General features: G+C 30.7%; 5 protein-coding genes. All 5 read left to right on the forward strand.

Annotated features, from left to right (window positions below; translation table 11 throughout):
• The coding region (locus FZ949_RS08955; RefSeq protein ID WP_187424728.1) for a C4-dicarboxylate ABC transporter at positions 1-1,129 on the forward strand (1,129 nt) is incomplete at its 5' end.
• Complete coding sequence (locus FZ949_RS08960; protein WP_103580158.1) at positions 1,126-1,773, forward strand: pilus assembly protein PilO; 648 nt, start codon at positions 1,126-1,128, stop codon at positions 1,771-1,773. The genes FZ949_RS08955 and FZ949_RS08960, both read left to right, overlap by 4 nt.
• A complete protein-coding gene (locus FZ949_RS08965; protein ID WP_180998600.1) occupies positions 1,773-2,186 on the forward strand; it encodes a hypothetical protein in 414 nt (137 codons plus the stop codon). The genes FZ949_RS08960 and FZ949_RS08965 overlap by 1 nt, the downstream gene beginning before the upstream one ends.
• Positions 2,164-3,684, forward strand: coding sequence for a pilus (MSHA type) biogenesis protein MshL (mshL, locus tag FZ949_RS08970; RefSeq protein ID WP_072594218.1), 1,521 nt, complete (start codon positions 2,164-2,166; stop codon positions 3,682-3,684). Before FZ949_RS08965 ends, mshL begins: the two co-directional genes overlap by 23 nt.
• Positions 3,677-4,504 carry an ATP-binding protein gene (locus FZ949_RS08975; protein WP_054196616.1) on the forward strand — a complete coding sequence of 276 codons (828 nt, stop codon included), beginning with the start codon at positions 3,677-3,679 and terminating at the stop codon, positions 4,502-4,504. Before mshL ends, FZ949_RS08975 begins: the two co-directional genes overlap by 8 nt.
• Positions 4,505-4,535 lie beyond the last annotated feature (31 nt).

Genomic DNA, 4,535 nt, shown 5'->3' on the forward strand with positions numbered 1-4,535 from the left:
TTATGTTATTGTAGAGCCACTTTTATATAGTGCTATATATAAAAAAGGCTTGCTTCCTAGCACTCAGAGTGATTGTTTTTTGACATTTAGGGCCGATGAAGCATTTATAAGCATTTATGTAAATGGGAAATACCTAACATCAAGAGGTTTAAGATACACACTAAATTATCTAAAAGATAAATTTATAGAGCAAATCGGCGAAAGAGTAAGCCTAGAAAGCTTTTTAGACATCCTAAAAACAAGAGGACTTTTAGATAGCAATGAAGAAGGCTTTAGCTACGATCTAAATACTGTTTTTGAGGACTATATATTTTACGTAAATGACACGATAAATGTTGTCAATAGAATCTATAGCATAAATATAAAAAATATCTATATTGACTGCGACTATAAAATAGAGCGTTTTGAGAAATTCATCAATACAAAGCTTGGCACAAATGCTACGAAATTAAATACAAGCACTGTAATAAATTCTAAAAATTTAGCCATTAGTGAACGATATAACATGATGGCTTTATATGCAAATTTTTACAAAAAAGAGGCCTTTAATGCCGATTTTAACTTCTCAAATTTGCTTAGACCTGATCCGTTCACAAAAAGAAAAAGCGGTAAATTTATACTGACATGTGCCGCTGCTTTTTGCCTAAGCATGTCCTATCCACTTTATAATTATATAGCTGGCAGTATTTTAGAGGCAGATTCGCAAAAGCTAAGTGATGAGCTTGATGTGCTTAATGCGCAAGCAGCACAAATAAGAAATGCTCTTGAAAGACTAAAAAAAGAGCAAAACGATATAAAAGGATTAACTGATAAAGAGGAAGAGAAGTTAAATTTTAGAAAAGGGTTGCTTCAAGAAATTGAAAACAAAAAAGATCATTACGTAATGAAAGGCTTAAATCTTTTTGAGATTACCGATATGATAAATAACAATAGCGTTTTTATAACAAATATTAAAAATAACGATAAAAATTTAACAGTAACAGTTGTTAGCGATAATGAAAAAAGGATTACGCAGCTAATAAAAGATATTAGCAAGATGCCTAAATATTCAGTAAATACAAAAAAAATTAAAGAAGATAGGCAAAACAACGAATATGAAAGTAATATAAGTATAGAGATTAGACAATGAGACAAGACGTTCTAAGTAAAATAGATAAGTATTTTGACGCAAAAAAACAAAGCGAAACAAATATAATTTTTTTGGGTTCAGCTTTAATTATTATTTATATTGTTTATATGCTTTGCTTTGATCCGTCGCAAGATTTTTATGATGAAAGATTTAATTCGCATACTAAAATTAGCAATGATCTTTCAAGAACAAGAGATTATTTAAGATCGACCAGCTCACCTAGTGGGGATAAAAATTTTAAAATAAATGAAGAGTCCAAAATACTTGAAACGCTTAAAGGCAAATATTCTAGCGTTTTAAAATTTAATGCTCATTTTGACTCAAAGCTAAAAGAACTATCGTTTTTATTATTTAACGATCAAAATTGGGCAAATTTTTTAGACAACATCGTATCTTTAGCAAAGCAAAATAATATAAAAATTTTAGAATTAAAAAGCGATATAAAAGAGCCAAATTTCCAAAAGATTGAGCAAATTTTAAATATTGACTTGACATTTTTGGGAGGTTTTAAAGATATGCTTTCATATATAAATGGTCTTGAAGAATCAAAGCTAGTAGTTGATCTTCATAAAATGGATGTAAATTCTACCCAAAAAGAGCTTGGCGCTAAGATCTCAATATCTGTTTGGGGGATGAAATACTAATGAAAATAAAAATTTTATTGGTTTTTTTATTTTTAAATATTGCTTTTGCTAATCAGCTTCAAGAGGAAATGGACTCTTATGATAAAATTTTTGAAAAAATAAAGGAAAAAAGAAGCGGTCTTAGCGATATTGAGCTTTCGAGTATAAAAAATCCTTTTAAGCAAGAACCTATCAAGACGGTAACAGATCAAAATTTATCAATTGCCCCTCAGGCTTCAAAAGGGCTTAGTTTAAAAGCAATTTTATTAAACAAAGCAAATATTGATTCCAAGTGGTATGCTGTCGGTGATATTGTTGATGGTTACAAAATAGCTAACATTACTAAAAATAGCGTTTTTTTAGTAAAAGGCGATGAGAAACAAGAGCTAATTTTAAAAAATGGAAGTAAAAATGTTGAGATTAAAATTAAATAAAATATTAATAATAGGTGGACTCATTTGCTTGAATATGAACTATGCTAGTGCTAATGAGAGTAGTTGTTTAAGCAAGAATTTTAATATGAAAATTTCAGATGATGTTGCGCTAGTAGATGTGTTAAATCAACTTTCAGAGATGTGTAACTTTAGTATTGTTGCAAAGGACACTTATAGCAAAACGGAGCTAAAAGATAAAGTTTTTGGCGTTAATATCAGAAATATGAGTCTTAGCGAAGTTTTTGACCTGCTTTTAAGTGAGAAAAATTTAAGCTACGAGTTTTCAAATAATGTATTAAAAATTTCATCTTTAAAAACTCAAATTTTTAAACTAGACTATATAACTTCTATTAGAGAAGGAACTGCTGTCACCCAAGCTTCAGTGGATGCCACTCCATCTGAAATTTCTAGTGGTTCAAGTAGTAGCGATAATTCCCAAGATGATAGTTCCCAAGGCTCAAGCAACCTTATAAAAACTACCGAAAGGTTTGACTTTTGGGAAAAACTAGATGCTGAGCTCAAGGCTATTTTAAATAATAGTAGCGAACATATCACAGCACCTGATCCTATCATAAATCAAAACGCAGGCCTTATCACTGTTACGGCCACTCCTTCTCAACTTAAGCGTGTTGAGAAATATATAGATGAAATGCAAAAAAGACTAAAAAAACAAGTAATTATTGATGTTTCTATTATCTCGGTTGAATTAAATAATGAATACAAACAAGGTGTTGATTGGAGTAAATTTGAGCTTGGATTTAATACATACATTGGCAATTCAAGAAACAATCCGAGCTCAAGTGCTACTTGGACAAATAAAGGAAATAGCCTAAGTGATGGATTTGGACGTACATTAAATATCGCAGCTAATTTAAATTTCAGCCTTGATGGAATGATAAATTTTCTTGAAACAAATGGAAAGACAAAGGTTATATCAAGCCCAAAAGTAACAACACTTAATAATCAGCAAGCGCTAATCTCAGTTGGTGATAACATAAACTACCGTGTTCAACAAAAAACTGACAATGGCAACAGCAATAGCGATAGGCTGACAACTACTTATAAACAATACTCTGTTTTTATAGGCATATTATTAAATTTACTACCAGAAGTCTCTGATAATAATAAAATTATGCTTCGAATCAATCCATCGCTTAGTAACTTTAAATACGCTGAAGACGACACAAGACAAAATGCGTTAAGGGAGATTGCTCCAGATACGGTACAAAAGAAGCTTTCAACTGTTGTTCAAGTTGATAGCGGTGATACTATTATTCTTGGTGGATTAATAGGTCAGACGAAGGGTAAAAATAATACTTCTGTACCTCTTCTTTCTGATATCCCACTTATAGGCGGTGTCTTTAAAAGCACAAGAGACAATATAAAGACAACAGAGCTTATCTTTGTCATCACTCCTCATGTAGTTGATTTTGACAAAAAAAAGCCACTTAATCAATCATTAAAAGACTTAGGTTTTTCTAAAACGATCTATGAATAACAAGAATATTTATACAGATATAAAAGATATCTTTATCAACGAAGACGAAGTAGCTGATTTTGTTAATCTAGATAACTCGATCACTTGTTACAATAAGATCGTCTCGGCTCTAAAAAAGCCATTAAAGCTTATACTTTTTTATGGCAAGCCTGGCAGTGGAAAGACCTTTTTGTTAAACAAGATAGCCTCTGATCTTCAAAAGGATAAAAAATTAATTTTTTTCCCACATCCTTTTTTTAGCGAGGCTACATTTATAGAAGCTCTTTGCGAAGACATATACGGAAATAAGCTTGATAATATAAATAATTTTGAAAGTTTTGTTGCACACTACTCAAAAGAATTTAAAAATAAAGATGAAATTTTACAAAATCAAATAGTCGTTATCTTGGATGAAGCACAACTTTATCCTACTGAATTGATCGAAAAAATAAGGCTAATGGCCGATACAAGATTATTTAAATTTCTATTTACGATTCATAAAACTGAAAATGAAGATGTGTTAGCAAAGGACTATTTTCAAACTAGAATTTGGGAGAGCATAGAGCTTGGAAGTGCAAACACGAATGAAATCATAGTTTATTTGCAAAGAAAAATAGGACAAAAAGGCTACGATAAATACCTAAATTTTCAAAAAAAAGACTATGACAAGGCCTATGAGCTTTGTTGCGGAAATCTACGCACACTAAATAAAATTATGTATAAATTTTATGAAATTTGTGAATATTACGAACAAAATCAGCCATCAAAATTAAGTAGCGAGGACGCAAATATTAAAATTTTGACAATGTCTGCACTTGATACAGGAATAATTCATGCTTGAATTACAAGAAATTCAAAGGTTAGAAAAGCTC

The organism is Campylobacter concisus (assembly GCF_902460545.1).
In the GTDB taxonomy this organism is placed as follows: Bacteria; Campylobacterota; Campylobacteria; order Campylobacterales; family Campylobacteraceae; genus Campylobacter_A; species Campylobacter_A concisus_AE.

Excerpts from the sequence above, each read along its gene's own strand:
- FZ949_RS08960 (WP_103580158.1), top strand. The coding sequence starts at position 1,126 with ATGAGACAAGACGTTCTAAGTAAAATAGATAAGTATTTTGACGCAAAA.
- FZ949_RS08965 (WP_180998600.1), top strand. The coding sequence starts at position 1,773 with ATGAAAATAAAAATTTTATTGGTTTTTTTATTTTTAAATATTGCTTTT.
- mshL (WP_072594218.1), top strand. The coding sequence starts at position 2,164 with ATGTTGAGATTAAAATTAAATAAAATATTAATAATAGGTGGACTCATT.
- FZ949_RS08975 (WP_054196616.1), top strand. The coding sequence starts at position 3,677 with ATGAATAACAAGAATATTTATACAGATATAAAAGATATCTTTATCAAC.